Origin of the sequence: Micromonospora alfalfae (assembly GCF_022230925.1) — a bacterium.
In the GTDB taxonomy this organism is placed as follows: Bacteria; Actinomycetota; Actinomycetes; order Mycobacteriales; family Micromonosporaceae; genus Micromonospora; species Micromonospora alfalfae.
Genome location: NZ_JAKKFH010000009.1, coordinates 62,168 through 87,791 on the forward strand (window position 1 = coordinate 62,168; position 25,624 = coordinate 87,791).

At 71.9% G+C, this 25,624-nt stretch carries 26 protein-coding genes and 2 tRNA genes; 13 read left to right on the top strand and 15 right to left on the bottom strand.

Annotated elements, in window-relative coordinates; translation table 11 throughout:
* Window positions 1-5 precede the first annotated feature (5 nt).
* Window positions 6-590 carry a TetR/AcrR family transcriptional regulator gene (locus tag MED01_RS09725; protein WP_238668192.1) on the top strand — a complete coding sequence of 195 codons (585 nt, stop codon included), beginning with the start codon at window positions 6-8 and terminating at the stop codon, window positions 588-590.
* 42 nt (window positions 591-632) lie between these two features.
* On the opposite strand, the gene MED01_RS09730 is transcribed toward MED01_RS09725, so the two are convergent.
* Together MED01_RS09730 and MED01_RS09735 are read right to left on the bottom strand one after the other, a co-directional pair.
* On the bottom strand, window positions 633-1,142 hold the full coding sequence (locus MED01_RS09730) for a GNAT family N-acetyltransferase (RefSeq protein WP_238668193.1): 510 nt from the start codon (window positions 1,140-1,142) through the stop codon (window positions 633-635).
* Window positions 1,139-1,360 (bottom strand): biotin/lipoyl-binding carrier protein, encoded by a 222-nt coding sequence (locus MED01_RS09735; RefSeq protein WP_181518367.1) that lies wholly within the window; start codon window positions 1,358-1,360, stop codon window positions 1,139-1,141. Before MED01_RS09735 ends, MED01_RS09730 begins: the two co-directional genes overlap by 4 nt.
* 221 nt (window positions 1,361-1,581) lie before the next feature.
* Between MED01_RS09735 and MED01_RS36325 the strand changes: the two genes are divergently transcribed.
* On the top strand, window positions 1,582-1,656 hold the full coding sequence (locus tag MED01_RS36325; RefSeq protein ID WP_372433306.1) for a 50S ribosomal protein bL37: 75 nt from the start codon (window positions 1,582-1,584) through the stop codon (window positions 1,654-1,656).
* 133 nt (window positions 1,657-1,789) lie between these two features.
* On the opposite strand, the gene rsrA is transcribed toward MED01_RS36325, so the two are convergent.
* From rsrA to MED01_RS09765, 5 genes are all read right to left on the bottom strand, one after another.
* The gene (gene rsrA / locus MED01_RS09745; protein ID WP_030336658.1) at window positions 1,790-2,077 is read right to left on the bottom strand and encodes a mycothiol system anti-sigma-R factor; all 288 of its coding nucleotides are present in this window, start codon (window positions 2,075-2,077) and stop codon (window positions 1,790-1,792) included.
* 1 nt (window position 2,078) lies between these two features.
* Entirely contained in the window at window positions 2,079-2,903 is an 825-nt protein-coding gene (locus MED01_RS09750) for a sigma-70 family RNA polymerase sigma factor (protein WP_112583674.1), read from the bottom strand.
* A 235-nt stretch (window positions 2,904-3,138) separates the two neighbouring features.
* Window positions 3,139-3,756, bottom strand: coding sequence for an alpha/beta hydrolase family protein (locus MED01_RS09755; RefSeq protein ID WP_238668195.1), 618 nt, complete (start codon window positions 3,754-3,756; stop codon window positions 3,139-3,141).
* A gap of 51 nt (window positions 3,757-3,807) precedes the next feature.
* Window positions 3,808-4,200, bottom strand: coding sequence for a WhiB family transcriptional regulator (locus tag MED01_RS09760; protein WP_238668196.1), 393 nt, complete (start codon window positions 4,198-4,200; stop codon window positions 3,808-3,810).
* 196 nt (window positions 4,201-4,396) lie between these two features.
* Complete coding sequence (locus tag MED01_RS09765) at window positions 4,397-5,107, bottom strand: SOS response-associated peptidase (protein ID WP_238668197.1); 711 nt, start codon at window positions 5,105-5,107, stop codon at window positions 4,397-4,399.
* 102 nt (window positions 5,108-5,209) lie between these two features.
* Here MED01_RS09765 and aroA point away from each other — a divergent pair, with 102 nt between their 5' ends.
* From aroA to MED01_RS09785, 4 genes are all read left to right on the top strand, one after another.
* Window positions 5,210-6,508: a 3-phosphoshikimate 1-carboxyvinyltransferase gene (aroA, locus tag MED01_RS09770; protein ID WP_238668198.1), complete on the top strand. Its 1,299-nt coding sequence runs from the start codon at window positions 5,210-5,212 to the stop codon at window positions 6,506-6,508.
* A gap of 106 nt (window positions 6,509-6,614) precedes the next feature.
* Window positions 6,615-7,691 carry a ribosome small subunit-dependent GTPase A gene (gene rsgA, locus MED01_RS09775; protein ID WP_091406102.1) on the top strand — a complete coding sequence of 359 codons (1,077 nt, stop codon included), beginning with the start codon at window positions 6,615-6,617 and terminating at the stop codon, window positions 7,689-7,691.
* A 28-nt stretch (window positions 7,692-7,719) separates the two neighbouring features.
* Window positions 7,720-8,538, top strand: a complete 819-nt coding sequence (gene hisN / locus MED01_RS09780) for a histidinol-phosphatase (RefSeq protein ID WP_238668199.1) — start codon at window positions 7,720-7,722, stop codon at window positions 8,536-8,538.
* Window positions 8,539-8,597: 59 nt separating this feature from the next.
* The gene (locus MED01_RS09785) at window positions 8,598-9,452 is read left to right on the top strand and encodes a hypothetical protein (RefSeq protein WP_238668349.1); all 855 of its coding nucleotides are present in this window, start codon (window positions 8,598-8,600) and stop codon (window positions 9,450-9,452) included.
* 46 nt (window positions 9,453-9,498) lie between these two features.
* Here the strand turns inward: MED01_RS09785 and MED01_RS09790 are convergent, their stop codons facing one another.
* Window positions 9,499-10,698 carry a glycosyltransferase gene (locus MED01_RS09790; protein ID WP_238668200.1) on the bottom strand — a complete coding sequence of 400 codons (1,200 nt, stop codon included), beginning with the start codon at window positions 10,696-10,698 and terminating at the stop codon, window positions 9,499-9,501.
* Between the two features lie 223 nt (window positions 10,699-10,921).
* On the opposite strand from MED01_RS09790, the gene MED01_RS09795 reads away from it, so the two are divergent.
* From MED01_RS09795 to MED01_RS09805, 3 genes are all read left to right on the top strand, one after another.
* Complete coding sequence (locus MED01_RS09795) at window positions 10,922-11,920, top strand: SDR family oxidoreductase (RefSeq protein ID WP_238668201.1); 999 nt, start codon at window positions 10,922-10,924, stop codon at window positions 11,918-11,920.
* Window positions 11,920-12,711, top strand: coding sequence for an ATP-binding protein (locus MED01_RS09800; RefSeq protein ID WP_238668202.1), 792 nt, complete (start codon window positions 11,920-11,922; stop codon window positions 12,709-12,711). Before MED01_RS09795 ends, MED01_RS09800 begins: the two co-directional genes overlap by 1 nt.
* An 88-nt stretch (window positions 12,712-12,799) precedes the next feature.
* Window positions 12,800-13,372, top strand: a complete 573-nt coding sequence (locus MED01_RS09805; protein WP_112583682.1) for a DUF5709 domain-containing protein — start codon at window positions 12,800-12,802, stop codon at window positions 13,370-13,372.
* A 7-nt stretch (window positions 13,373-13,379) separates the two neighbouring features.
* Here the strand turns inward: MED01_RS09805 and MED01_RS09810 are convergent, their stop codons facing one another.
* On the bottom strand, window positions 13,380-14,033 hold the full coding sequence (locus MED01_RS09810; protein ID WP_238668350.1) for a response regulator: 654 nt from the start codon (window positions 14,031-14,033) through the stop codon (window positions 13,380-13,382).
* A 23-nt stretch (window positions 14,034-14,056) separates the two neighbouring features.
* Complete coding sequence (macS, locus tag MED01_RS09815; protein WP_238668203.1) at window positions 14,057-15,181, bottom strand: MacS family sensor histidine kinase; 1,125 nt, start codon at window positions 15,179-15,181, stop codon at window positions 14,057-14,059.
* Window positions 15,182-15,300: 119 nt separating this feature from the next.
* Between macS and MED01_RS09820 the strand changes: the two genes are divergently transcribed.
* Complete coding sequence (locus MED01_RS09820; RefSeq protein ID WP_238668204.1) at window positions 15,301-15,756, top strand: ATP-binding protein; 456 nt, start codon at window positions 15,301-15,303, stop codon at window positions 15,754-15,756.
* Window positions 15,757-15,917: 161 nt separating this feature from the next.
* On the opposite strand, the gene MED01_RS09825 is transcribed toward MED01_RS09820, so the two are convergent.
* The gene (locus tag MED01_RS09825) at window positions 15,918-16,856 is read right to left on the bottom strand and encodes a ribose-phosphate diphosphokinase (RefSeq protein WP_091406120.1); all 939 of its coding nucleotides are present in this window, start codon (window positions 16,854-16,856) and stop codon (window positions 15,918-15,920) included.
* A gap of 102 nt (window positions 16,857-16,958) precedes the next feature.
* Between MED01_RS09825 and glpK the strand changes: the two genes are divergently transcribed.
* Window positions 16,959-18,443: a glycerol kinase GlpK gene (gene glpK / locus MED01_RS09830; protein WP_238668205.1), complete on the top strand. Its 1,485-nt coding sequence runs from the start codon at window positions 16,959-16,961 to the stop codon at window positions 18,441-18,443.
* Between the two features lie 170 nt (window positions 18,444-18,613).
* Here glpK and MED01_RS09835 read toward each other — a convergent pair whose 3' ends face one another.
* On the bottom strand, window positions 18,614-19,447 hold the full coding sequence (locus MED01_RS09835; RefSeq protein WP_238668206.1) for a phosphoribosylaminoimidazolesuccinocarboxamide synthase: 834 nt from the start codon (window positions 19,445-19,447) through the stop codon (window positions 18,614-18,616).
* Window positions 19,448-19,584: 137 nt separating this feature from the next.
* On the opposite strand from MED01_RS09835, the gene MED01_RS09840 reads away from it, so the two are divergent.
* Complete coding sequence (locus MED01_RS09840) at window positions 19,585-20,940, top strand: ABC transporter substrate-binding protein (protein ID WP_238668207.1); 1,356 nt, start codon at window positions 19,585-19,587, stop codon at window positions 20,938-20,940.
* Between the two features lie 22 nt (window positions 20,941-20,962).
* On the opposite strand, the gene MED01_RS09845 is transcribed toward MED01_RS09840, so the two are convergent.
* Window positions 20,963-21,211, bottom strand: coding sequence for a hypothetical protein (locus MED01_RS09845; RefSeq protein WP_030336617.1), 249 nt, complete (start codon window positions 21,209-21,211; stop codon window positions 20,963-20,965).
* Between the two features lie 163 nt (window positions 21,212-21,374).
* Here MED01_RS09845 and MED01_RS09850 point away from each other — a divergent pair, with 163 nt between their 5' ends.
* A complete protein-coding gene (locus MED01_RS09850; protein ID WP_238668208.1) occupies window positions 21,375-25,148 on the top strand; it encodes a S8 family serine peptidase in 3,774 nt (1,257 codons plus the stop codon).
* A 117-nt stretch (window positions 25,149-25,265) separates the two neighbouring features.
* On the opposite strand, the gene MED01_RS09855 is transcribed toward MED01_RS09850, so the two are convergent.
* Both MED01_RS09855 and MED01_RS09860 read right to left on the bottom strand, forming a co-directional pair.
* Window positions 25,266-25,342 (bottom strand) — tRNA-Met (locus tag MED01_RS09855).
* 135 nt (window positions 25,343-25,477) lie between these two features.
* Window positions 25,478-25,551: transfer RNA gene (locus MED01_RS09860), tRNA-Met, on the bottom strand.
* Between the last annotated feature and the right edge of the window lie 73 nt (window positions 25,552-25,624).

Below are 25,624 nucleotides of genomic sequence, written 5' to 3' on the forward strand. Positions count from 1 at the left end.
GGAGGGTGTGCGTGAGCGAGAGCACAGGCGGCGGAACGCGGGAACGGATCAAGGCCGTCGCGCTCGAACTCTTCACCGAGCAGGGGTACGAGAAGACCTCGCTCCGGGAAATCGCCGAGCGCCTCAACGTCACAAAGGCCGCGCTCTACTACCACTTCAAGAGCAAGGACGACATCGTCGCCAGCTTCGTCGAGGACCGGCTGGAGCGGATGGACGCGCTGACCGCCTGGGCCGCCACCCAACCCGCCACCCTGGCCACCCGACGCGAGCTGATCTCCCGGTACGCCGACACGATGTTCGACGGCACCCAGCCGTCGGTGATGCGTTTCTTCGAGCAGAACCAGACAGCGCTCAAGAGCCTCTCCTCCGGGCAGAAGATGCGCGGTCGGATGATGGAGCTGGCCGAGGCGCTCTGCCGGGGAGACGACTCCCCCGCCGCCCAGCTACGCGCCGCGCTGTCGCTGTTCGCGGTGCACACCAGCTGGTTCGCGGTCCGCGCGCCGCACATCAGCGACGACGAACGCCGCAAGCTCGCCCTGGAGGTGGCCGACGAACTGCTGGCCGCCATCGGCACGCAGCCCGACGCCTGACCGGGCATGATCGCGCCGGCCCAGGCTCGTCGGTCGCCGGCCTCAGCCGCGCGTCAGCTCCAACCGCAGGCCGAGCAGGTCAACACCCGGCGCCGGTGACCAGTCCTTCTCCGGCGAACGGACGAAACCACGCCGCGAGTAGAGCCGGTGCGCCGCATCGGCCATCCCAGCCCGGACGCAGATCATCACCGCCGTGCAACCCGACCCGGTCGCCCGGTCGAGACACGCCTCGACCAGCGCGGCACCAACACCCCGCCCCTGAGCGCCCGGGTCGACAGCGAGCATCCGGAACTCCGCCTCGCCCGGCCCGGCCAGCTCGGCGAACGGGGTGCCCGGCAGCACGAACGTGACCGAGCCGAGCACCGCCCCGGTCACCTCGTCGACAGCGACCAGCACCTCGCCGCTGGCGGCTCGGGTCGACACGTCGGCCAGTACCTCGCCGTACCCGTGTTCGCCCTTGAGCTGGCCGTCCGCCTCGTACGCGGCCACGGTCAGCCGGGCCACCGCCGGGAAGTCGACCGACTCGGCCGGACGGACCCGCAACCCGGTCAAGCGATCACGGCGATCAGGTCACCGTCCTGCACGACGTCGCCCTCGTTGACGACGAGCTGCTGGAGCACACCATCGGACTCGGCGACGACCGGGATCTCCATCTTCATCGACTCGAGGATCACCAGGGTGTCGCCCTCGGTCACCGTGTCACCCGCCGTGGCAACGACCTTCCAGACGTTGGCCACCATCTCGGCGCGGATCTCCTCGGCCATGTCCAGGCCCTCCCTCTTCGCGACGTGCCTGCCGATGTATCCAATCATGCGTCGACCGGCGATGGGCGGGCAGCGGCGCAGCCGGGATGACAGGCCCGCCCTGGGGAAGGCGGCGGGTGTCGACAGCACTACCATCAGCGGGTCGGACCCGACGCCGGACCGCCGGTGGCCGCATCCGCGCCGAGGTCGTGCGCAGGACGGATCCGACCCATCACGAGGAGGTCAGCATGGCGAAGAAGTCCCGGAAGAAGAAGGCTCGTAAGAAGAACGCCGCGAACCACGGCAAGCGTCCCAACTCCTGAACGGGTCGACGGGCCGACTGCCCGTCGCCGCTCAGCCGGCCGAGGCCGGGTACACCGGTGGCCCGGGTCGACATCGACCCGGGCCACCGGTCTTGCCAGCTGGTGCCGACGCTCAGTCGGCCAGCTCAGACGCTCAGTCGGCCAGCTCACGGGAGTCGCTGGTCTCGAAGACCACCAACTCGGTGAGCTTGACCCGCAGCCGCTCACGCAGCTCATCCGGCGCGGTCTCGTTGCCACAGCAACGCGCCACCAGCGCCCGCACCTCCTGCTCCAGCCCGTACTCGCGCAGGCAGGGCCCGCACTCGTCCAGGTGGTGCCGGATCAGCGAGCGACGCTCGTCGGCGCACTCCAGATCCAGGTAGAGATACACCTCCGCGAGCACTTCGCGGCAGTCCGTCTCGTGCGGCTCCCCACAGCTCACGTCACACCTCCCGGCCGGCAGCGGCGGTCGAGCCCTTCGCCGAGCGGGCCGCACTGAAGCCCCGCTCGCCCGCGTAACGCTCGAGCAGCTTGCGCAGATTACGACGGCCCCGGTGCAGACGCGACATCACGGTGCCGATCGGCGTGCCCATGATGTCCGCGACCTCCTTGTAGGAGAAGCCCTCGACATCGGTGAGGTAGACGGCCAGGCGGAACTCCTCCGGCAACTGCTGGAGGGCCTCCTTGACGTCACTGTCCGGCAGCCGGTCCAGTGCCTCCGTCTCGGCCGAGCGCAACCCGCTGGAGGTGTGCGACTCGGCCTCGGCGAGCTGCCAGTCGGTGATCTCCTCGGTGGGCGCCTGAATCGGCTGGCGCTGCCGCTTACGGTAGGAGTTGATGTAGGTGTTGGTCAGGATCCGGTAGAGCCAGGCCTTGAGGTTCGTGCCCTGCTCAAACTGGTGGAAGGCCGCGTAGGCCTTCAGGTACGTCTCCTGGACCAGATCCTCGGCATCCGCCGGGTTGCGTGTCATCCGCAGCCCAGCAGCGTAGAGCTGATCGACGAATGGCATCGCGTCCCGCTCGAATCGGGCCCTGCGCTCGTCCGTCTTCTCGGTGGTCAACCGCACATCCCCTCGCGTCGGATGCTTTCCCGCCGAGGATACGCGCACGGACCTGCCCGCAGATTCACTTCCGGCCGGTGTGCCCGTGCTCACCGCACCCACCCCGCCCGGTCCCGCCGTCGCGGGCCACTCCGGGCCATCCAGCAGCCGCTTCAGCTGCCGGGCGTCCCGCTCGTCCCGTTCCAGGCTTCGTGTCTCGGTTGGCACCGGTCACCCCCCTCGCAGAAAAGTCGTCCGGGGGTAGTAACGCGAGATGACCACTGGGGCATTCCGGCCGACCCTCCCCGTTCCTGGTCCCGGCCCCGACGGCGGCCGGCGCTGGGACCAGGAAGGGCCTGGGAGGACTGGTGTCACCGGCCCTGCTCGGGCCTGCGGCACCAACGGATGCAACGACCCGTGCCCGCGCCGGAAACGGTCGCCCCGGCGAGCCGGCCGCGACGGATCAGCTGGCCGCCCAGCCCTGGGCGGACAGCCAGTCGCGCACGGCGGTGGCGGTGCCGGCCGGATCGCGGCGCAGGTCGTGCGTCTCACCGGGACGGCTCACCACCTGCACGGCCGGTCCCGGCTCCGGCGTCCCGAACGGATCCCGATCGCCGTTGACCACCAACGTCGGCAGGCCGGTGCCCAGTTCGGCGGCGCGCGAGCGTTCCGGCCGGCCGGGCGGGTGCAGTGGGAAGGCCAACGCGACCACGCCCACCGCGCCCACCGCACGGGCCGTCCGGCAGGCCACCCGTGCGCCGCTCGAACGCCCACCGACCACCACCGTCGGCACGTCGGCGTGCCGGTCGCGCAGCTCGGCGAGCACCGCTGTCCAGGCCTCGTCGAGGTGACCTGCCGGTGCCGGCGCACGCCGACCGGCGACCCGGTAGGGCTGCGTCACCCGGACCACCGCCAGCCCGGCCGCCACCGACGCGTCCCGGACCGCGAGCAGGTCGGGCGCGTCGACGCTGCCACCCGCGCCGTGCCCGAGAACGAGCAGGGCGGTGGCCGGGCGAACCGGCAGGTCGGTGTCGATCCACGCCGGACCGCGCGGGGTGTCGATCTCGTTGCTGGCTGGCACCGGCCTATTCTGCGCCGCCGGACGGGCGTCGGGTGCGAACCGGGCCGCCGATCAGCTCAGCGGGACCAGGACCAGCAGGCGATCGCGCACCGGCGGGCCGGCGTCGTCGATGGCGTCCGGATCGGGTTCGACCTCGCCACGCCAGGCGACCAGCATCGCCCGGCGTTCCCGCGGCGTGGTGCCGCCCCACACGCCGTGGCAGTCACCGACGTCGAGGGCCCAGGCCAGGCAGGACCCCTGCACGTCACAACTGCGACACAGCGCGACGGCGGCGTCCGCCGGCTCGTTCGGTGCCGGAAAGAATGTCTCCGGATCGACGCTCTGGCAGGTTCCTCTGGTGCGCCATGCGTCGTCCTGTCGCCGTTCTCGCACCGCCCGCAGCAGTCGCGGATCTCGCCGCGCCGCTGCCACCTCGTGCGGACGCGGCATACGTGCCCGTGTCATCCACCCACCTCCCCCGTGGGACCGGCAAAATCTGTGGACGTCGTCCGCCCCGTGCGGACCGACAGCCACTACCGGCGCTGTGTTCTATCGCACTTCGCAACACCGGGACAAGGGTCTGCCGGGAACATGACTGAACAGCCAGGAGACGAATCGCGCTGAACCCTGGCAAATCGGTGGCCGACGATGCACCGCGGCGTCAGAACAGGGTCAGCTCCTGCTGTGACACCGGCGGCGTCACCGCCACCCGCGCGGTCAGCTGTGGCCCGTCGTTACGAACGTCTCCCACCGCCGCACCCACCGGGCGGATCTCCAACCCCGCCAACTGCTCCGCCGACGCCGGAGTGAGCAGCCGCCCCGGCTCGTCGGTCGGCGCGAGCCACGACGACCACCGCTCGGGTGGCAGCAGCACCGGCATCCGGTCGTGCACCTCGGCCAGGTCGCCGAGCGCCGCGGTGGTCAGCACGCTGAAGGTGAGCCGGGTCTCGGCGTCGGACTCCCAGACCGACCAGATGCCGGCCAGCGCGAGCACCGAGCCGTCCCGGGGAGTCATGAAGTACGCCTGTCGCCCGCCGTCGGGCAGCCGCACCCACTCGTACCAGCCGTCGGCCGGGACCAGACAACGCCGACGGGAGAAGGAACCGGCGTACGCCCGGCTGGTGGCCACCGTCTCCGCCCGCGCGTTGATCATCCGGGCGGCGCCGGAGGCGGACCGGGACCAGTGCGGCAGCAGACCCCAGCGACCGACACAGAGGCTGCGGTGCCCCTCCGGGCTGACCCGGACCAGCGGCACCCTGTCGGTCGGCGCGACGTTGTGGTCCGCCCGGACCAGGCCGTCGGAGTCGTCTGACGACTCGAACAGCGCGCTCAACTCGCCGGACCTCCGGGTCGTCGCGTACCTCCCGCACATGGGGCACACGCTAACGCGTCGGAGGGCCGTCGGCTGTCCCGCCAACCGGGAGTTCGAACGCCGGGCAACGCCGCCCGCCCGCCGACACGGCAGAATGTAACGGTGGGCAACCTGACCGCGACCCGGCCGCCGCAGCCGTGGACCGCACCGACCGCATCCGACCCGGTGGCGGCGACGCTGCGCCTGCCCGGTTCCAAATCGATGACCGCCCGGGCCCTGGTGCTCAGCGCGCTGGCCGCCGGCCCGTCGACGCTGGCCCGGCCACTGCGCGCCCGCGACACCGAGTTGATGGCCGCCGGCCTGCGGGCGATGGGCGCGCACGTCTCGATCAGCGACGACGAGCGCTGGCTGGTCCGACCGCACCCGCTGGCCGGCCCCGCCCACGTCGACGTCGGGCTGGCCGGCACCGTGATGCGGTTCGTGCCGCCGGTGGCTGGCCTGGCCGACGGGCAGGTCACCTTCGACGGCGACCCGTACGTGCGCACCCGCCCACTCGGCCCGCTGGTCGGCGCGCTGCGCTCGCTGGGCGTCCGGATCGACGTCACCGGCACCGGCAGCCTGCCGCTGACAGTGTTCGGCACCGGTGGGGTCACCGGCGGCGAGGTGGTGCTCGACGCGTCCGTGTCCAGCCAGTTCGTCTCCGCGTTGTTGCTGGCCGCCCCGCGCTTCGACAGGGGCGTCGTGGTGCGGCACGTCGGCCCCCCGGTCCCCTCCGCGCCGCACCTGCGGATGACAGTGCGGATGCTGCGGGCCGCTGGCGCGGCCGTCGACGACAGCACCCCCGACGTGTGGACCGTCGAGCCCGGCCCGCTCACCGGGCGCGGCTGGGAGATCGAGCCGGACCTGTCCGGCGCGGTGCCGTTCTTCGCCGCCGCCCTGGTCACCGGCGGTGAGGTGACCTTGCAGGACTGGCCGCACAGCAGCGCCCAACCGGTCGAGCAACTCCGCTCGTTGCTACAGCGGATGGGCGGCGAGGTCACCCTCTCCACCGCCGGGCTGACGGTGCGGGGCACCGGCGTGGTGCACGGCCTGACCGCCGACCTCTCCGACGTCAGCGAGCTGACCCCGGCGCTGACCGCGCTGGCCATGCTGGCCGACTCGCCGTCGGTGTTCACCGGCGTCGGGCACATCCGTGGCCACGAGACCGACCGGCTCGCCGCGCTCACGCGCGAGTTCACCGCCCTCGGGGCGGACATCACCGAAGCGCCGGACGGGCTGGAGATCCGACCCCGCCCACTGCGCGGCGGGACCTTCCGCACCTACCACGACCACCGGATGGCGCACGCCGCCGCGGTGGCCGGGCTCGCCGTCCCGGGCATCGAGGTGGACGACGTGGGGTGTACCTCCAAGACCATGCCCGAGTTCCCGGCACTATGGTCAGCGATGGTGACGGGCAAGTGAGCGTCCGGAAACCCGTAGCCGCTGCGGGGTTTCTGGACGCTCACTGGAGCTGACGAGAAGAGGACAGGTCCTGGCGACCAAACGGCGGGAGTACGACGAGGACGACGTGCGGGTCCGGCCCGGAAAGTCGTCGCGCCCGCGTACGCGCACCCGCCCGCAGCACGCCGACGCTGTCGACGGGTTCGTCATCGCCGTCGACAGGGGGCGCTACACCTGTGTGCTCTCCGGGGCCGAACGCGGCGTGGTCGGCGCCGAGCTGCCCACTGTCACCGCGATGCGGGCCCGCGAGTTGGGTCGCAAGTCGGTGGTGGTCGGTGACCGGGTCAGCCTGGTCGGTGACACGTCCGGCGCGGAGGGCGCTCTTGCCCGCATCGTCCGGATCGCGGAACGCCGCTCGGTGCTGCGCCGCACAGCCGACGACGACGAGACCACCGCCGAGGGTCGGCTGGAACGGGTCGTGGTGGCCAACGCGGACCAGTTGGTGATCGTGAGCGCGTTGGCCGATCCACCGCCGCGCACCGGGTTCATCGACCGCTGCCTGGTGGCCGCGTACGACGCGGACGTCGAGCCGCTGCTCTGCCTCACGAAGGCCGATCTGGCCGGGCCGGAGGAGGTGCTCGGCTACTACACCGAGCTGGAGCTGCCCTACGTGCTCAACCGCCCCGACTCCGACCTCGACGCGCTCCGTGCGCTGCTGAGCGGCAAGGTGTCGGTGCTGGTCGGGCACTCCGGGGTGGGCAAGTCGACGCTCGTCAACCGCCTCGTTCCGGACGCGCTGCGCGCTGTCGGCGTGGTCAGCGCGATCGGCCGGGGCCGGCACACCTCGACCAGCGCGGTGGCGCTGCGGCTGCCACCGGTGCCGGGGATCGACACCGACCCGGGCTGGATCATCGACACCCCCGGGATCCGCAGCTTCGGGTTGGCGCACGTCTCGGCCGACAGCCTGCTGCACGGCTTTCCGGACCTGGTCGAGGGCACCGTCGACTGCCCACCGAACTGCCCCCACACGGCCGACGAGGCCGAGTGTGGGCTGGACGCCTGGGTGGCCGCCGGTAAGGCCGACCCGCGCCGGCTGGCCTCGTACCGTCGGTTGCTCGCCTCCCGGGCCGGCGAGGGTGACTCGCGCGGCGACAGCGACCAGCGCGGCCCGGGCGAGGGTGACCGGCGCGGCCCGGACGAGTGACCCGACGGGCGTGGGCTAGGTTGCCGGCATGACCGGGTACGCCGACGACCTCTCCCTCGCCCACCTGCTCGCCGACCGGGCCGACGCCATCGCCACGGCCCGGTTCCGCGCACTCGACCTGCGCGTCGAGGCGAAGCCCGACCTGACCCCGGTCTCCGACGCGGACACCGCTGTGGAGCGGGAGATCCGCGCCCTGCTGGCCGAGCACCGACCGGCGGACGGGCTGCTCGGTGAGGAGTACGGCGCGCAGTCGCCGGTCCACCCGAACGGCCGCCGGTGGATCATCGATCCGATCGACGGCACCAAGAACTTCGTCCGTGGCGTGCCGATCTGGGCCACCCTGATCGCGCTCTACGACGGCGACCGGCCTGCGGTCGGCGTGGTGTCCGCACCAGCGCTCGGACGACGCTGGTGGGCCAGCGCGGGCGCAGGCGCGTACGCCGGGCCGGGCCCCGCGGCCGGCGAGCGGATCGGCGTGTCAGCGGTGCGTGGGGTCGCGGATGCCAGCTTCTGCTACTCGTCCCTGAACGGGTGGGAGGAAGCCGGGCGGCTCGACGCGGTGCTCGACCTGATCCGGGACAGCTGGCGCAACCGGGCGTACGGCGACTTCTACGGCTACATGCTGTTGGCCGAGGGGGCACTGGACGTGATGGTCGAGCCGGAGTTGTCAGTGTGGGACGTGGCGGCGCTGGTGCCGATCATCACGGAGGCGGGTGGCACGGTCACGGATCTGGCCGGACAACCGGCCCCCGCGGGCGCTCCGGGCACCGACAGCAGCGTGGTGGCCACCAACGGTGTGCTGCACGCCGACATCCTCGCCCGCCTCAATCGACCAGCCGAGCGCTGACCCCCGGCAACCTCTATCCTCGCCAGGTGGTCTCCTCCGGTTGGTGCTTCCTCGCGGCGATGATCGTCGCGTACGGCTTCGCCAACCTGCTCCAGTCGGTGGCGGCGGCCCGCACCACTGTCCACCACACCTTCGATCCGGGCCTGCTGCTGCGCCTCGCCGGGCACCGGACGTATCTGGTCGGTCTCGGCTGTCAGATCGGCGGTTTCGTGCTCGCCTTCCTGGCCCGACGGGACCTGCCGCTGTTCCTCGTGCAGGCCAGCGTGGCCGCCGGGCTCGGGGTGACCGCCATCCTCGGGGTGCTGGTGCTGAAGTGGCGGCTGCCGGCGGCTGAGGTGGTGCTGCTGGCGCTGCTCTTCGCGGGGATCACCGCGCTGGTGCTGTCCGCCCGGCCGGCGCCGTCGAAGCAGCTCGGCACCGCCGGCTCGATCGCCCTGCTGATCGCGCTGGGCGTCATAGCGGTGCTCGGTTTCTTCGCCGTCCGGCTGCACGGGGCGCCGGGTTCAGTGGCCCTCGGCTCACTGGCCGGGCTGGCGTTCAGCTCGGCCGCGGTCGCCGCCCGGCCACTGGCGTCCGCGCCGTCCGCTGAGGCGTTCCTCGGCGACCCGCTGTTCTACCTGTTGATCGCCCACTCGATAGTGGGTCAGCTGCTGCTCGGTCTGGCCATGCAGCGTGGCTCGACGACCGCCGCGGTGGCCGCGATGGACGCCGCCGGCGCGGTGCCGGCCGCGATCGTCGGCCTGCTGCTGCTCAACGACAAGATCTGGCCGGGGCGGGAGTGGCTGGCCGCTGTCGGCTTCCTGGTGACCCTGGCCGCGGTGATCGGCCTGACCCGGTACGCCGAACCGCAGCAACACCGTTCGGTGGCACGCCGTCGGGACCCCGCCATGGTCGGTGCCGGTCGGCCGGGCTGACCACCCGGCACCGCACCACCGCCAGAGGTGTCGCAGTACCGCCGACTCAGGCCTCGACCGGCTTGCGGCGGCTCACCACCCGTTCGTAGAGGCGCTCCAACGCACCGGCGGTCCGCTCCCAGGTGTAACTGCTGCGCACCCGGTCCACGGCGGCGTGCCCGTACGCGAAGCGGCCGGCGTTGTCGGCGAGCAGCCGGCGCATCGACACTCCGAGTGCCCGTACGTCACCGGGGGGCACCAGGCGGCCGGTGACCTCGTCGACGACGGCGTCCGCCAGGCCGCCCATCGCGTAGCCGATCACCGGCACCCCGCAGGCCATCGCCTCCAGCGAGACCCGCCCGGCCGAGGAGTAGTGCGGAGTGCAGGCGACCACGTCCGCCGAGCGGTACCAGGTGGCCATCTGGTCGTGCGGCACCGCTCCGACGAGCCGTACCTGGTCGACGACGCCGAGCTGTTCGGCCAGCTCGCGCAGCCGTCGCGCCTCGGTGTGGTTGGCCAACTGATCGGCCGGTGGCCCACCGGCGATCACCAGCTCGGCGTCACCGACCAGCCGCATCGCCCGGATCAGGTCCTCCTGGCCGTGCCCGGCGGCCAGCGAACCCACCGAGAGGATGCGGGGCCGCTGTTCGCGGGGTGCCGCCTCGCCGTCGGGGTGGAACAGGTCGATGTCGACGCCGGCCGGCACCAACGCGACCGAGCTGCGTTGCAGACCCATCCGGGTCAGCTCGTCGACCTCGTCGTTGGACTGGGCCACGGCGATGTCGACCGCCCGGGTCAATGCGCGCTCCAGCGTGATCCGCTGGCCCGGCCCGTCGTAGTGGCCACCCAGGTGACGCAGTTGCTCGATGCCGAGCGAGTGGAACGTCTGCACCACCGGAATGTCGGTCTCCCGAACGGCGTGCGCGGCGGCCAGGCCACCGACCCAGTAGTGCCCGTGCACCACCTCGGGCCGCCAGGCACCCGACCACTCGTCGGCCAGCCAGCGGCCGACCTCCGTCACGTACGGGATCAGCTCGACGGTGGGTAGTGGGTTGGGCGGGCCGGCGGGCACCTGGTGCACCTGGTAGCCGTCGACGTTCATCGTCGCCGGCAGCGTCGGGTCGTCCCGGCGCACGTAGAGCCGGACGTCATGGCCTCGCTCGGCCAGCTCGGCGGCGACCCGCGCGGTGTGCTGGCGGGTGCCGACCGGCGGCCCGTCGGCGTGGCGGTAGGAACTGGCGTGCGCGCAGACGAGGCCGACGCGCATGGGTCACCTCCCTGCGATCTTTCCTCGGCGGTGGTCCTCCCGGTCAGAGCGTCCCATTAACCCCGCGACGCTGAGCCGAAACCTGGCAGATCAGGAAGACTCCGCGCGAGTGCCACCGACACTTGCGCCACGGCAAGCACACGCGGCGCACACACTGCGGTTCGACGATGATCGACAAGCCGTCGTCGGTGTGACCAGGCCCGGCCGGGGGTACCGCTCAGGAATGCCGCTGACCCGCAGTCTCGACGATTCGACCGTGGTGATCACCGGCGCGTCCAGCGGGATCGGCACGGCGACCGCGTACGCACTGGCCCGCCGGGGAGCCGCCGTCGTGCTGGCCGCCCGCAGCGAGCCCGCCCTGCTGCAGGTCGCGCAGCGCTGCCGGGAGTTGGGCGGCCGGGCGCTTGTCGTACCGACCGACGTCACCGAGTTGGAGTCGGTGCGGCGGCTGGCCGATCAGGCGGCGGCCGAGTTCGGCCGGATCGACGCCTGGGTGAACAACGCCGCGGTGAGCGCCGTGGGGCTGTTCGACGAGATCCCGGTCGCCGAGTTCCGCCGGGTGCTGGAGGTCAACCTGCTCGGGGCGGTGCACGGCATCAAGGCGGCCCTGCCCTACCTTGGTGCCGCCGGTGGCGGGGTGCTTGTCAACAACGCCTCGGTGCTGGCCGAGGTGGCAATGCCGTACCAGTCGGCGTACAACGCGACCAAGCACGGCATCCGCGGGCTGGCCGACACCGTCCGACAGGAGCTGCGGGTCACCGGTCGCGGTCACATCTCCGTCTGCACCGTGCTGCCGGCCACCATCGACACCCCGTTCTTCCGGCACACCGGCAACCACAGCGGCCGGGAACTCGTGCCGCCCCCTCCGATCTACCCGCCGGAGGTGGTCGCCGAGACCATCGTCCGGCTGCTGCGCAGGCCCCGCCGCGAGGCGTACGCCGGCGGCGCGGCCCGGCTGATCGGCCTGCAGTGGCGGTTGGCGCCGGCACTGGTGGAGCGCACCCTCGGTTGGTACGCCCACCGCACCCAGTTCGGTCCGGGTGCTCGGGTGGACAGCAGCGGCAACGTGTTCCACAGCGATGCTCAGGCGCGCCAGGACGGTGGTTGGCACGGTCGGCGGCGACAGTTGGTGCGGATGACCGCAGCGTTCGGTCTGGCCGCCGCCGGCACCGCCGTCGGCACCCTGGCGGCCATCAACCGCCGCTCCCGGTCGGATCGCTGATGGCCGATGTCGAGCGCCCGAATGCGCTGACCGTCACCGGCGCGCACAATGGGGCGATCATGTCGAGCTGTCTCGTGGAAATCGACGAGTCGTCAGCGGTGGTTCGGCTGACCGGTGTGCTCGATGCCGCTGGTGCCGAGGCGGTACGCGGCGCGCTGCTCGCCCGCCTGCTGGCCCGGCCCGGCCCGGTGGTGGTCGACGTGACCGGCCTGCGGGTCGTCGACCCGGTCGGGCGCGGCGTCTTCGCCGACGTACGCCGGGAGGTCGCCGACTGGCCCGCAGCGGACCTGCTGATGTGTGACCCGGCGGTCGACGGCCCCGCCCATCCGGACGCCGCGCTCGCCGGGGTGCCGGCCTGGCCGACGCTCGACGGGGCGCTGGCCGCTGTGGCGGCGACACCACTGGCGGCGGTGCTCACCGCCGAACTGGCTCCGGCGGTGGGAGCCGCCCGGCAGGCGCGCGAGCTGGTCACCACCGGTTGCGAGCGCTGGGGGATGTCGACGCTCACCGACTCGGCGTGCATCGCGATCACCGAGATGGTCAACAACGTGGTGGCCCACGCCCGGACCCCGATGACGGTCCGGCTGGCGCCGCAGGACACCACCCTGCACCTGGCGGTTCACGACCACTCCCCGCGTCATCCGACCTTCGCCGGGATCTCCCCGCCGAACCGTGCCGGCGGCCGGGGCCTGCTGCTGATCGACACGGTGACCCGTCGCTGGGGCAGCAGCGCCGTACCGGACGGCAAGGTCGTCTGGTGTGTGCTGCACCCCGACGACGAGGCCGCCTGACGGGGCTTTCGCCGTCGGCGACCGGTTCGGCGGCGTACCGCCGGAGGCCGCCCGGTTACGGCGGCAGGGCAGCGGGTAGTGATCAGACATGCGCGACAACGAGTACCCGACCCCCGTGTCCGACACCGAGGCGCAAGGGCTGCCCGACACCGCCGATGACGACTCGACCGCCAACGACGACGTCCTCACCGGGCGCGAGGCGGACGGCCCGGACCCGGCCCAACTGCCCGGCGATCGGACGCCGGTGGCGGTGGACCGGTTCGGAACGACCGCCGAGGAGCAGCTCGACGGTGAGTCGTTGGACTACAAGCTCGACCGCGAGGTCTACGAGCGCCCGGCGGACGACCCGCTGGCCGGCACCATCGACCCGAAGATCGCCTTCGAGGCGGACAACCTGGAAGCCGCGGCGGAGGCCCAACTGGACGCCGACGTGATGGATCCCGGGCCGACCTCGGACCCGAACTCACCGGTCTCCCTCTACGACCACGGTCAGCTCGGCACAGTGGCCGACGCCACAGTGGGCCGGCTGGTGGAACCGGACGAGGGGTCGCACACCGACCAGGAGACCGACTCGGTGGCGTACGACGCCGGATCGGCCGGGGGCGGAGCGACAGCCGAGGAGCTGGCCATCCACGAGACGGAGCCGCCGCGCTCGGTCTGACGCCCGCTCAGTCGTCCAGACCGCGTTCGATGGCGTACCGGGTCAGTTCGACCCGGTTGTGCAGTTGCAGCTTGCCCAGGGTGTTCTGCACGTGGTTCTGCACGGTGCGGTGCGACAGGCCGAGCCGCTGGGCGATCTGCTTGTACGACATCCCCTTCGCCACCAGCCGCAGCACCTCCGTCTCCCGTTCGGTGAGCTGGGGCGTCGCGGGTTCGGCAGCGTCGGCCGGGCCAGGCCCCCTCCCCGGTCCGGCGGCCAGCCGGCGATACTCGCCGAGCACCAGCCCGGCCAGGCCTGGGGTGAAGACCGCGTCGCCGGCCGCGGTGCGGTGCACCGCGGCCAGGAACTCGGCGGGCGCTGTCGACTTCACCAGGTAACCGGTGGCCCCGGCCTTGACCGCGTCCAGCACGCTCTGCTGTTCGCCGCTGGCGCTGAGCATCAGCACCCGTACGGCGGGCAGAGCCGCGCGCAACCCCAGGATCACCTCGACGCCGGAGATGTCGGGTAGTTGCAGATCGAGGACGACGACATCGGGCCGGGCGGCCGCGGCCACCCGGATGGCCTGTCGTCCCTCGCCGCTGGTCGCCACCACCAGGAAACCGGCCTCGGTCAGGTCGCGGGCCACGCCCTCCCGCCACATCGGATGGTCGTCCACCACCATCACCCGGATCGGCTCCACCGCTGTCACCTCGGCACGCTCAGCTCGATCTCGGTGCCCGCCTCGGGGGCGGACACGATCCGAACCGTGCCGCCCACGTCGGCCACCCGGCCCCGGATCGACTGGGTCACGCCGAGCCGACCCTGGGCGGCCGCCTCGTCCAGCCGTCCGGCCGGGATGCCCGGCCCCTCGTCGCGGATCGACACGGTCACCGTCGCCCCCTCATCCTCGATCAGCACCCAGGCCCGCCCGCCGGCGTGCCGCCCCACGTTGTCGAGGGCCGCGCCGGTCGCGGCGGCCAACTCTCCGGCCACCCGTCGGGGCAGCGGCACCGGGGTGGCCGGGGCGGAGAGCGCCACCGCCGCCGAGGCGTACCGGCCGAGCAGGGTCCGCAGGTCCACCGCCTCGCCGCCGTCCGGGAGGCTCGCGGCGGCCGGGCCGGCGCCGGCGATCAGCGCCCGCAGGGCAACCTCCTGCTCGCCGGCCAGCCGGGCCAGCTCGCCGGCCTCCCCGGGCAGGTCGGCGCCGCGCCGCTGCACAAGCGCCAGCACCTGGAGCACCGAGTCGTGAATGTCCCGGGCCAGCCGCTCCCGCTCCCGGGTGGCGGCCTCCAGCTCCACAGCGCGTTGCAACCGCTCCTCGGCGCTCACCGCGAGCCGGGCCACGTGCCCGACCACCACTCCGGCGAGCAGCATCAGGATCACCCCGGTGAACGAGGACTGGCCGATCCGCTCCCGGGTGGCCAGGTCCGCGCCGGCGACCAGCAACGCGGCGACAGTGCCCCGCCGCCGGCCACCGGAGACGGCCCAGGCCAGCACCGGGCCGGCCATCCAGGCCACACCCAGGGTGGGTACGCCGTGGGTGAGCGCCGTCCGGCCGACCACCCACGGGGTGGCCAGCACGATGGCCACCACCACCCCGAGGTCGGCCAGCAGCAGCGGCCAGCGCCGCCAGGCCGGTCGGGCGTACGCGATCGCTGTCGCGCCGGTCCAGGCGATCATCAGAACGATCAGGGCGCCGACGGCGTACGGGTGGGCGTACCGGTCGGCGTCGCGCACCGCGAGCGCGCAGACGTACGCCAGGGAGGCCAGCCTGAACACGGTGAGCGCACGCCACAGCGGCACCTCGAACCCACCCGGTGGCGACGGCATGGCGGTCAGGATGCCACAACCGGGCCGACGCACGGCGAGCAGCGAGTGCGGTTCGGGAAACCCTGACGTACGGTGGAAAAGCCGCGAAATACTCCGAGATGCGCCGCCGGGACGGGCCCATGACGAACGCAGACCCGCACGCACCGCGTACGGTTGTGCCCATCGAACCTGCCCTCCTGATCGCCGAAGCCTTTGACCAGGCCCAGGTGACCGAGATTCGACACTCGGTCACCTCCTGCGCGCATGCCTCGGGTCTCAGCGGCCAACGGCTTGACGACTTCGTGCTCGCGATCAACGAATTGATCACCAACGCGGTGCGACACGGCGGTGGGCGCGGCTGGCTGCGGCTCTGGCGCGAGTCGGGTGCGCTGGTCTGCGAGGTCGCCGATCACGGGCACGGGATCACCCCGCAACGGCTGCGCGACCGCAGTCGGCCCGCCCCGGACACCGCCGGCGGCTGGGGTCTCTGGCTGGCCCGCGAGCTGACCGACGCGATGGAGGTCGCAACCGGCACCGCCGGCACCACAGTCCGCATCTCCACCGGCCTGACGACCCGCAACCACACCCCCCGCTAACCCCCCTCGCGCCGCCCCACCCCGCCCTTTCTGCGCGATCTTGCACTTACTGTCCCGACGAATCGTTCAGAACCACTCATACCGGCGACACGAACTGCAAGATCGCGCGGGGGCGGGGCGGGGCGGAGCGAGGGCGAGGGCGAGGGCGAGGGTAGGGCGGGTCAGGCGAAGAGGGCGGAGACGGATTCTCCGTTGTGGATTCGGCGCGTCGCCTCGGCCAGGGCGGGGGCCACCGACAGGACCTGCAACTTGGGGACCCGCTTGGCGGCCGGGATGGGCACCGTGTTGGTGCAGACGATCTCCAGGACGCCGTCCTGGTCGCTGAGCCGCTGCAACGCGTCGCCGGAGAAGAGGCCGTGCGTGCAGGCGAGCCGGATCGACCGGACCTTCAGGCCGCGCAGATGCTCCATCAGCTCGACCACGGTGCTGCCCTTGGCGATCTCGTCGTCCAGCACTATGACATCCCGGTCGGTCACGTCGCCGATCACTGCGCTGATCTTGACCAGGTCGTCGCTGAACCGCTGCTTCGCCCCGGCCGCCACCGGCGTGCCGAGCAGCCGGGCGAAGGCCGCGGCCTCCTTGGCGTTGCCCAGGTCGGGCGAGACCACCACAGTGTTGCTGAGGTCGTAGCGCCGGAAGTGGGTGGCCAGCTCCCGCAGCGCGTGCAGGTGATCCACCGGGACGCTGAAGAAGCCGTGCACCTGCGGCGAGTGCAGGGTCATCGCGAGCACCCGGTCTGCCCCGGCCGAGGTGAGCAGGTCAGCGACGAGCCGAGCGCCGATCGAGATCCGTGGCGCGTCCTTCTTGTCCGACCTGGCGTACGCGTAGTGCGGCAGCACCACAGTGATCCGGCCGGCGGAGGCGCCCCGGGCGGCGTCGATCATCAGTAGCAGCTCGACCAGGTGCTCCTGCACCGGCGGCACCAACGGCTGGATCAGGAAGACGTCCCGCTCCCGGCAGTTGGCCTGCAACTGGACTTCCAGGCAGTCGTTCGCGAACCGGGAGACCCGCACCGGGTGCAGCGGCACCCCCAGGTGGGCGCAGATCTCGGCAGCCAGGTCGGGATGGGCGGTTCCACTGAAAACTGCGATGTCGCGCACGTTCGCACATCGTAGGGGAAGTCGACGGCCGCCGACGGCGGCGGGCCGGAACCCGCAGTGAACGCCTGTCGCGCCGCACCGCCGCCCGGGTACGGTGCTGCGGTGACCCCCCAGTACGTCGCCGCCATCGATCAGGGCACCACCTCCTCGCGGTGCATCGTCTTCGACTCCGCCGGAGACATCGTCGCCGTGGCCCAGCGTGAGCACCGGCAGATCTTCCCCCGACCGGGGTGGGTGGAGCACGACGCCGAGGAGATCTGGGACAACGTCGAGCAGGTGGTCGCCGAGGCGCTGCGGGCCGCCGGCACCGATGCGTCCGGGCTGGCCGCCGTCGGCATCACCAACCAACGGGAGACCACTGTCGTCTGGGACCGGGCCACCGGTCGCCCGGTGGCCAACGCCATCGTCTGGCAGGACACCCGGACCGGGCCGCTGCTGCGCGAGCTCGCGTCGGCGTACGGCGAGGAGCGGTTCCGGGCCCGCACGGGCCTGCCGTTGGCCACCTACTTCGCCGGGCCGAAGCTGCGCTGGCTGCTCGACGAGGTCGACGGCCTGCGCGAGCGCGCCGAGCGCGGCGAGGTGCTCTTCGGCACCATGGACAGCTGGCTGATCTGGAAGCTGACCGGCGAGCACGTCACCGATGTGACGAACGCCAGCCGGACCATGCTGATGGACCTCACGAGCCTGAACTGGGCCCCGGAGCTGCTGGACGCGATGGGTGTCCCGGCGGCCATGCTGCCGGAGATCCGCTGCTCCGCCGAGGTGTACGGCACGGCCGGCGGGGTGCTCGCCGGAGTGCCGGTGGCGAGTGCGCTCGGCGACCAGCAGGCCGCCCTGTTCGGGCAGACCTGCTTCCAGCCGGGTGAGGCGAAGTGCACCTACGGCACCGGCAGCTTCCTGCTGCTCAACACCGGCGCCACAGCTGTCCCGTCGACGCACGGGCTGCTCACCACTGTCGCCTACCGGATCAAGGACCAACCACCGGCGTACGCCCTCGAAGGCGCCATCGCGGTCACCGGCTCGCTGGTGCAGTGGTTGCGCGACAACCTCGGGTTGATCTCCACGGCCGCCGAGGTGGAGGAGTTGGCCCGAACCGTCGACGACAACGGCGGCTGCTACGTGGTGCCGGCGTTCTCGGGGCTGTTCGCCCCGCACTGGCGCAGTGACGCCCGCGGGGTGATCGCCGGGTTGACCGGCTACATCACCAAGGGGCACCTGGCGCGGGCGGTGCTGGAGGCGTCGGCGTGGCAGACCCGCGAGGTGGTCGACGCGATGGACGCGGACTCGGACGTGGCGCTGCGCCGTCTCCGGGTGGACGGCGGGATGACCGCCAACGGCCTGCTCATGCAGTTTCTCGCCGACGTGCTCGACGTGCCGGTGGTCCGCTCCCGGATCACCGAGACCACCTGCCTGGGCGCGGCGTACGCGGCCGGTCTGGCGGTCGGCTTCTGGCCGGACCTGGCCACCCTGCGCGCGCAGTGGCGCTCCGACGCGCAGTGGGAGTCGACGATGGCACCGGAGCTACGCGATCAGGAGCTGCGCCAGTGGCGCAAGGCGGTGCAGCGCACCCTCGACTGGGTGGAGTGACGCCGGCCCGGCGCCGGACGCCCACCCGTCCCGGCCATGCACCTACGTGCGCCTCCTTTGCTCTGCTTCAACGGACGCAACGGAAAGGGGCCGTGAGTGTTGCGCCGGTTGAAGCAGGGCAAAGGGCGCGCGCAGCGCGGTGCTGACCCGGTGGATCGCTGGCGGCCCGCTCAGCTCCAGCGGTTGCCGGTGAGCTTCTCGTAGACGTCGACGTAGCGGGCCCGGGTCGCCTCGACGACCTCGACGGGCACGTCCGGTGCCGGCTCCTGCTTGTTCCATCCGCTGCCGGTGGCCCAGTCCCGCACGTACTGCTTGTCGTAGGAGAACTGCACCCGCCCCGGCTGGTACGACTCGGCGGGCCAGAACCGTGACGAGTCGGAGGTGAGCAGCTCGTCGGCGAGGACCAGGGTGCCGTCCGGCGCCCAACCCAGCTCGATCTTGGTGTCGGCGATCAGGATTCCCCGGTCGGCGGCCAGCTCGGCACCGCGCCGGTAGACGTCGAGGGTGATCTGCCGCAGCCGCTCGGCGGTGGCCTGGCCCACCTTGGCCACCACGTCGTCGTACGTGATGGGCTCGTCGTGCTCGCCGGCCGGCGCCTTGCTCGACGGCGTGAAGATCGGCTCGGGCAGGATCGACGCCTCACCGAGCCCGCGGGGCAGCGGCACGCCGGAGACCGCGCCGGTCTGCTCGTACTCCCGCAGGCCGCCGCCGGTCAGGTAACCGCGGGCGACGCATTCGACCGGGACCATGTCCAGCCGCTGGCAGCGGATTGCCCGCCCGGCGAACTCGGCGGGCACGTCGGTGGCCGAGATGACGTGGTTCGGCACCAGGTCGGCGAGCTGCTCGAACCACCAGAGCGAGAGCGCGGTGAGCAGGCGACCCTTGTCCGGGATCGGCGTCGGCAGCGCCACGTCGTAGATCGAGATGCGATCCGAGGCCACCAGGATCAGGTCGTCGCCGTCGGCGTAGACGTCCCGGACCTTGCCCGAGTGCAGAAGTTCCACGCGCCCTAGTACACCACGCGAGATGGGAGGGCCTGATTCGACCACCCGGCCGAGGGTGACCGGACGGACGTTGACACCTTCGTGCGCTGCCTGCGTGAATGGTCCGACCGCCACCGCCGTAGGTCCAGGAGAGCGCCGTGCCCGTTGTTCGACCCCCGATCGACCGCCTCGGCGCGGACCCGGGCCGACGCCGACTGCTCGGCGCGTTGCTCGGCGCGCCTCTGCTCGCGTCCGGCGGGTTGGCGGGGTGCAGCGACGGCGCCGCCACCTCGACCCAGGACGGGCCCGTCGAGCTGTCGGTCTTCTGGTGGGGTGGCGCCAAGCGGGCCGAGCTCACCGAGAAGGCGCTGCGGCTCTACTCGCATCGCAACCCCCGGGTCACCTTCCGGGTCACCTGGCAGGGCGCCGAAGGTTACTACGACCGGCTGGCCACCCAGGCGGGCGGCGGGAACGTACCGGACCTGATCCAGATCGACGACGCCATGCTGACCGAGTACACCCAACGTCAGGTCATCCTCGATCTCACCGACCACCACCTGGATCTTCGGGGCCTGCCGGAGGGTCTGATCCGCTACGGCACCGTGGAGGGGCGGACGATGGCGGTGGCCGCCGGACAGACCCACGCGGTGGTGGTGTTCAACCGGGACCTGCTGCGGGAGCTGGAGATGCCGGAGCCCCGCGCCGGGATGACCTGGGCCGACTACATCTCCTGGGCCACGCAGGTCACCGAGGCCAGCGACCGCCGGGTGGCCGGCACCATGGACGGGTCGGGCGACTACCGGGCGCTCTGGCTCTGGTTGCGGTCGCAGGGCGGCGAGTTCTACCGGGGCAACCAGCTCGGCTTCGGCGCCGACGAGCTGATTGCCTGGTTCGAGTTGTGGCAGCGGGCTCGCCGGGGCCGAGCCACGCCGAGCGCGGCCCTGGTCGAGCAGGCCGACAGCGGCGAGCCGGCCCGGCAACTCGTGGTGAACGGGGTGACGGCGGCGTCCTTCGCCTGGTCGCACCAGCTGCCGGAGCTGCAACGACTCACCGAGTCCGAGTTGGGCATTGTCGGCTTACCCGGCCCGACGGGGGCTCAGTGGGCGCGAGCGTCGATGTACTGGGCGGCGTTCCGGGGCACCCGCCACCCGGCCGCGGTCGCCGACGTGATCAACTTTTTGACCACCAATGGTGAGGTCGGCGCCGTTCTCGGCCACGAACGTGGACTGAACGCCAGCGCCGCGGTCCGCCGCTACACCGAGGGCAGCATCACCGACCCGGCCCAGCGACGTGCGGCCGAGTTCGGCGCCAGCATCGCCGACCTGCTCGGACCGGCGCCGGCGCCGCCGCCCCAGGGGCACGCCAAGGTACGCACCCTGCTGGTCACCGCCGCCGAGCGCATCCGCGTCAAGCGCGATGGCACCCGCGAGGCCACCGCGCGCTTCCTGTCCCAGGCCATCGCGGCCCTCGCGGCTGGGAGCACCGGCGGCCAGCCCGGAGCCGGCCGCTGGTGACCCGCCGGCGCCTCGGGCCCGGTCAGCGCGGCGGGCCACCTCGCCGGTTGCGCATCAGCCGCAGCACCAGGAACACGACGATCGCGACGACCACCAGGCAGCAGAGCAGCGGGAGCACCCCGAAGCCGCTGCGGCCTCGCCGCCGGGCGGCCTCCACCACGAGTTCGCCGGTGCCCGTGGACGCCCAGGCCGCGACGGGCACGAAGACCGCCAGTACGACCGCACCGAAGACCGCGCTCAGGCGGCCCCACCACTTACCGAATGAAGACATGTGCCCATCCTCGCCGAAGGGCGCAACCTCGGCACGTCGGTCCACGCCGAATCACGGGACCGGATGGTCCGGAAGCTCTCCGGCCGACGCGCAACGCGCTCGCAACGTCCCGGCAAAGATGATGATCTTTACATGAATCTCTCGAGGTGATCGGATTCGCCTCATGCCCAACTCTGTAGACAGTGCGCGGATCTCTCGCACCCGAAGATCTGCGGCGGCAGCGGTAGGCGTCACAATCGTCGCCGCTCTCCTCACCCCCACGGCGGCGCACGGCGCCCCACCGCCCCCACCGCCGCCGACGGGACCCGCCCCGAGCGGCAACGCGGACCGCGCACCCGTCACTGTCACACTGATCACCGGCGACCGGGTGACGGTGACCCCGGGCGTCCACGACGCAACCCCCTCGGTGGACGTCAAGCGCGCCCCGGGCGCCACCGGCGCCGTACGCGTCTCCACTGAGGGTCGGGACACCTACGTGTACCCGGACGAGGCGTTGCCGTACCTCGCCACCGGTCGACTCGACAAGCAACTGTTCGACGTCACCCAGCTCATCGCCCAGGGCTACGACGACGCCCGTACCGCCGAACTCCCCCTGATCGTCACCCGCACGGCGGGCGCGGCGAAGCTCAGGGCCGGCACCACGCTGCCGGGCGCGCAGACCACGCTGGAGCTTCCCTCCGTCAGTGGTGAGGCGATCCGCACCCGCCGATCGCAGGCCGCGGACTTCTGGTCGGCCCTCACCCATGGACAGTCGACGACCGGCCGCAGCGCTGCCACCCCGGCACCCTCCTTCGCGGCCGGCATCGACAAGGTGTGGCTCGACGGCAAGGCGAAGGCCGCCCTGGCCGACACCACCGCCCAGATCGGCGCGCCCGCCGCGTGGGCCGCGGGTGGCACCGGCAGCGGTGTCCGGGTCGCCGTCCTGGACAGCGGGGTGGACACCACCCACCCGGATCTCGCCGATCAGGTGGTGGCCTCCCGGAGCTTCATCCCCGGTCAGGACGTGATCGACCGCAACGGGCACGGCACTCACACCGCGTCCACAGTCGCCGGGACGGGCGCCGCCTCCGGCGGCAGGGAACGGGGTGTGGCCCCCGACGCCGACCTGGTGATCGGCAAGGTCCTCGACGAGTACGGCAGCGGGTCCATCTCGGGGATCATCGCGGGCATGGAGTGGGCTGCGCGGGCCGAACACGCCAAAGTGATCAACATGAGCCTCGGCGTAAGCGCGTGGCACACCCAGGACGACCCGCTGAGCCAGGCCGTCAACCAGTTGACCGCCGAGACGGGCGCCCTCTTCGTCGTGGCCGCCGGCAACAGCGGACCAGACCCGTACACGCTCGGTGCGCCCGGTACCGCTGACGCCGCGCTGACAATCGGCGCGGTGGACACCTCCGACCACCTGGCGGGCTTCTCCAGCGTCGGGCCCCGGATGAACGACGAGGCCCTCAAGCCCGACATGACCGCTCCCGGGGTGGACGTGCTGGCGGCACGCTCGCAGCACATCTCCTGGGGTGAGGGCTACTACTACGTCGACAGTGGCACCTCGATGGCAGCGCCGCACGTCGCCGGGGCGGCCGCCCTGCTGGTGCAGAAGCACCCGACCTGGAGCGCGCGGCAGATCAAGGACGCGCTGATGAGCACCAGCGCCCGTACGCCCGACTACGACGCCTACCAGGCCGGTAGCGGTCGGTTGAACGTCGCCGCCGCCTACCACCAGGACCAGGTCATCGCGTCCGGGTCGGTGGACGCCGGGCTCGTCGGCTGGGGCACCGCACCACAGCCGATCAAGCGGACGATCACCTACACGAACACCACTGACAGCCCGATCGCGGTGGAGCTCTCCGTCGACCACGGCACCGCCCCCGCGCAGACGTTCACGGCAACCGCCGACCGTGTCACGGTGCCCGCTCGGGCGAGCGCGACGGTCGACGTCGTGGTGGCCCCGGCCGGCCTTCCCGCCGGCAGGTACTCCGCCCAGGTCACGGCCCGCTTCGCCGCCGGCGAGGTGCACACGGCCGTCGGGGTCGCCGTCGAGTCCAAGAAGTACGACCTCACCATCCACCTGAAGGACCGCGCCGGCCGGCCCATGAGCGGCGAGGTCGAGGTCGTCAACGCCGAGACGGGCTCCGCCTTCATGTGGGTACCGGACGGAAAGCTCACCGCCCGCCTGGCGCCCGGCTCCTACACAGTCGTCACGGGGGCGGACGTGGAGGGTCTGCACGGGCCCCACTCTCTCGGACTCGCGATGCTGACGGCCCCCGAGGTCGACCTGACCACCAACCGGGTCGTGGAACTCGACGCGGCACGGGCCCGCCAGGTGAAGGTGGCGACTCCCCAGCCGACCGCCGTCGTCAACAGCAGAATCGACGTCTACCGCTCCTTCACCTCGAGCGAGCCGACACCCACCGACTGGAGCGCACTGCGCGAGACGTTCTGGCCGGGCGCCGCCTACGACAGCCTGTGGGCCCTGCCGACCAGTGGCAAGGTGCGCAAGGGGAGCTTCGTCTTCACCACCCGGATCCGTGCCGAGCAGACGCCGCTGGCGATCAGCTACCACGGTCGGCACCTCAGCGCCCCGCTCGCGCAGCCCGGTGCCCTGCCGCTGCCCGACGGCACCTCACGCCTGGACGCCGTCTTCGCGGGAGCCGGCGGCGACGCCGACTACGCCGGTGTCTCCGCCCGCGGCAGGGCAGTGGTCGTCCGCAGCAACGAATCGGTGCCTCCCACGGACCAGGCAGCGGCGGCGCACACCGCCGGTGCGGCGATGCTCGTCGTGGTCAACGACCGCGCGGGCCGTAAGAGCGACTGGTACGGCAACCCCGACGCCGTGACGACCGGACCGGTCCCGGTGGCCTCGGTGACCATGGACGAGGGCGAGGCGTTGATCCAGAAGATCAGCGCTGCCGGCCGCACGCCGCTACGACTGGTCGTCGTCGCCCACCCCAGGGCGAAGTACCTGTACGACCTGGTGGACTACCACAGTGGCGGGGTGCCGAAGGACCCGTCCGCCAAGACCGACCCGCGCAACCTCGCCCGGATCGATCTCACCTTCTCCCCGCCCCCGGGGAAGCAGTCCAGCGAGACCCGGATGGACTTCCCGCCGTACGAGTACGGGGCGGCACGGCCGTTCCCGTTCGAGCCGGTCGCGCCGGGACCACGCACCGACTGGGTCTCCGCGGGCGGCGGCATCAAGTGGATGCAGTACGCCGACGTCGCCGACTGGGCGCGCTCCAACACGGAGGCCATCGCTTACCGGCCGGGCAGCGTCCAGAAGGACCGCTGGTTCGGACCCATCACCCGGCCGCGGCTGCTCAGCACCGAGATCCCGTTCCGGGGTGAGACCGCCATGAGCGCCTACATCCAGGGGTTCGGCGACGCGGGCGCCGCCCACAGCGGCGGGGCCAGCATGTCGCAGATCGCCACGTTCTATCAGGGCGACAAGCAGCTGACCCAGTTCAACGGCTGGCCGGAGGTCGGCGCGGGTGACCTGTCGCCGGAGAAGCTGCCGTACCGGCTGGTCGTCGAGACCACGGGCAAGCCCGAGTTCAGCCCGTACTCGACCGCCACGCACACCGAGTGGAGCTTCGTCTCCGGCGGCAGCACTGAGGTGCAGGCCATCCCGCTGGTCCAACTGGACTACGGAACGGACGTGGACGTCGCGGGTCGGACGAAGCGCCGAACCGACTTCTCGATCACGCCGGTGGTGGTGGGCAGCACCGCTGCCCGCGACGGCGTGTCGTCAGTCCAGTTGGAGATCTCCTACGACGACGGGGCGACCTGGCGGCGGCAGGACCTGCGGGAGAAGAAGGGAACCTGGCAGGCGTCGCTGAACGCACCACGCTCTGCCGACTTCGTGTCGATCCGGGTCACCGCCGAGCAGCGCAACGGCGGCGGCGTCACCCAGACCGTCACCCGGGCCTTCGGCCTGCGGTAGAACCCGCCGGGGGTCGGCGCCGACGAGGTGCCGGCCCCCGCGGGCCCCTCATCACGACAGCGGCACCAAACAAGTCCGGCCCCCACACTGTGGGGGCCGGACTCATATCACTTTCAGTGGTAGCGGGGACAGGATTTGAACCTGCGACCTCTGGGTTATGAGCCCAGCGAGCTACCGAGCTGCTCCACCCCGCGTCGACTGGTTAAGACTAACTCACCCGTTCCGGGCGATGATCAGTGGGGTCGGCATCCGCTGTGGCCGGCATCCCGGAATGTCGAAAGCCCGTCTCCGGTGAACCGGAGACGGGCTTCGAACTGGTGTTTCTCTCGTAGCGGGGACAGGATTTGAACCTGCGACCTCTGGGTTATGAGCCCAGCGAGCTACCGAGCTGCTCCACCCCGCGTCGGTTCGATAACCGTAGCGCACCGACCCGGGACACCGCAAAGCGACTCCGATACCGCCGACACGGACAGCTC

Bases quoted from the DNA above. Each gene is read 5' to 3' on its own strand.
- MED01_RS09760 (WP_238668196.1), bottom strand. From the start codon at position 4,200: ATGACACGGGCACGTATGCCGCGTCCGCACGAGGTGGCAGCGGCGCGG.
- MED01_RS09765 (WP_238668197.1), bottom strand. From the start codon at position 5,107: ATGTGCGGGAGGTACGCGACGACCCGGAGGTCCGGCGAGTTGAGCGCG.
- hisN (WP_238668199.1), top strand. From the start codon at position 7,720: ATGACCGGGTACGCCGACGACCTCTCCCTCGCCCACCTGCTCGCCGAC.
- MED01_RS09785 (WP_238668349.1), top strand. From the start codon at position 8,598: ATGATCGTCGCGTACGGCTTCGCCAACCTGCTCCAGTCGGTGGCGGCG.
- MED01_RS09790 (WP_238668200.1), bottom strand. From the start codon at position 10,698: ATGCGCGTCGGCCTCGTCTGCGCGCACGCCAGTTCCTACCGCCACGCC.
- MED01_RS09795 (WP_238668201.1), top strand. From the start codon at position 10,922: ATGCCGCTGACCCGCAGTCTCGACGATTCGACCGTGGTGATCACCGGC.
- MED01_RS09800 (WP_238668202.1), top strand. From the start codon at position 11,920: ATGGCCGATGTCGAGCGCCCGAATGCGCTGACCGTCACCGGCGCGCAC.
- MED01_RS09805 (WP_112583682.1), top strand. From the start codon at position 12,800: ATGCGCGACAACGAGTACCCGACCCCCGTGTCCGACACCGAGGCGCAA.
- MED01_RS09810 (WP_238668350.1), bottom strand. From the start codon at position 14,033: ATGGTGGTGGACGACCATCCGATGTGGCGGGAGGGCGTGGCCCGCGAC.
- macS (WP_238668203.1), bottom strand. From the start codon at position 15,181: ATGCCGTCGCCACCGGGTGGGTTCGAGGTGCCGCTGTGGCGTGCGCTC.
- MED01_RS09820 (WP_238668204.1), top strand. From the start codon at position 15,301: ATGACGAACGCAGACCCGCACGCACCGCGTACGGTTGTGCCCATCGAA.
- MED01_RS09845 (WP_030336617.1), bottom strand. From the start codon at position 21,211: ATGTCTTCATTCGGTAAGTGGTGGGGCCGCCTGAGCGCGGTCTTCGGT.
- MED01_RS09850 (WP_238668208.1), top strand. From the start codon at position 21,375: ATGCCCAACTCTGTAGACAGTGCGCGGATCTCTCGCACCCGAAGATCT.